At 35.7% G+C, this 1,861-nt stretch carries 1 protein-coding gene; it reads left to right on the top strand.

Going from position 1 to position 1,861, the window contains the following annotated elements:
* Positions 1-1,169, top strand: a 1,169-nt coding sequence (locus tag F6K22_RS39870) for an ankyrin repeat domain-containing protein (protein ID WP_293110598.1), incomplete at its 5' end; no start/stop codon positions are given.
* Positions 1,170-1,861 lie beyond the last annotated feature (692 nt).

The raw sequence follows: 1,861 nt of genomic DNA on the forward strand, positions 1-1,861 counted from the left end.
ATCCTGGTGCTTCCCCCCTAATGGTCGCCTCGATGAATGGTTATATAGTAGTGGTCAATCAACTCATAGCTGCTGGAGCAGATGTTAATGTGCTAGACAAAGACCATGATACGGCCTTGGGTTTAGCAACGGCTCAAGGTTATCAAGATGTAGTTAAAGTCTTGCTCAATGCTGGAGCTAGGGTAAATGAGTCTACATTATCTGTGGTTGCTAATAGTAATTATGTAGAAATGAGAGAAATTTTTATTAGTCATGGTGTGGATATAAATACTAGAAATTTGCAAAGTAAAACATGGTTAATGCAAGCAGCAGAAGCAGGTGATTTATCTACTGTAAATACACTATTAAAAGCTGGTGCTGATGTTAATTTTCGAGATAAAGATGGCGAAACTGCCCTGATTTTATCTGCTGATTTAGGTTATTTAGAAATTGTTAAAGCTTTGTTAGAATCAGGGGCAGATGTAAATATTAAAAGTAGAAATGGCGGTACAGCTTTGATGGCTGCTGCTGCAGAAGGAAATGGGGCGATCGCTTCTACTTTATTGGATGCTGATGCTGATGTTAATGTTCAAGATTTAGAAGGAGAAACAGCACTAAGTTTTGCCATAGTAGAACATCATACTGAAATAGTAAAACTACTGCTTAACTACGGAGCTAAAATTGTTACTAAAAATCAAGCCGGTGATACACCTTTGTTGGGGGCAATTTTTCATGGTTATACAGATATTGTCTCAATTTTATTAGACAAAATAGAAAAGCAAAATCTGACATCTGTATTAAACAATAAACATCTTGGAGAAACAGCTTTAACTTTAGCAATATGGCACAAACATCGAGAGATTGTGAATATTTTGCTAGATGTTGGTGTAGATGTAAATATTGCTGCTCAAGGAGGTTCTACTCCCATGATGAAAGCAGCATATCAAGGGGACATTGAAATTTTAAAGGTACTCTTAGAAAGGGGAGCAGACATTAATCTTCGAGATGATAATGAAGCAACAGCTTTAATGTGGGCAGCATATCAAGGTCATCCTGAAGCTGTAAAACTTTTAATTGATTCTGGTGCTAATTTAACCTATAAAAATCGAGGCGGTTGTACAGCTTTAATGTTAGCAGAATTTAATGGTTATCAAGATGTTATCAGGTTGCTGAATAATGCTGGAGCTTGAAGAAGGTTGTATATTTTAGGTTTTATACCATTGATTTGTAACAATGCGCTTCGAGCTAATTTATCAAGATAGTTTGATGTTGTCTGAAGCGAAGTGGCAATAAAACAAGTTAACCTTCCGGAAAAAAAGCCTTCTGAGCCGACGCAACCTTGCAATTGGACTATTATGCCAAATATTTGCACGGGGGGTAATAATTATAGGGCTTTTCATTAACATAGAATACAGAGATTTTGGCTTAAAGACACTTATGCTGAAGGCAGAAGTTTTGTAGTCAACATTTTGGAAAACCGCTATAAGTCAAGGCAAATAATTGCTTTCTGTACCCCCCTTGTAATAATAGTAATACCAAGCGCTTAGGAATCGATTTCAGCTTCCTATCCCTGTTCATTAGACTTGTCGTGAAATAGATGGAAAAAACGCTTCAATTAAGACACAGCAGTAATTCCAAACTTTTTTAGATCGGGGAATAGCTAAAATCCTTACCGAATAATTAATAGTTAATAATTAATAATTAAGAGTTGATAGTCAATTAATTATTCATTCAACAATTCACGCCTTGAAGCCGACCCTTGGATAGGGGATAAATCAAAAATTTTCCTTTTATTCAATCCTATCCGTTTTAAGAAGGGGTAATTATTAATTATTAATTGTTCATTGTTAATTGCTGAAATAACAGATGACACTGGTAGTTT

Origin of the sequence: Okeania sp. SIO2F4, from assembly GCF_010672385.1 — a bacterium.
Lineage (GTDB): Bacteria > Cyanobacteriota > Cyanobacteriia > Cyanobacteriales > Microcoleaceae > Trichodesmium.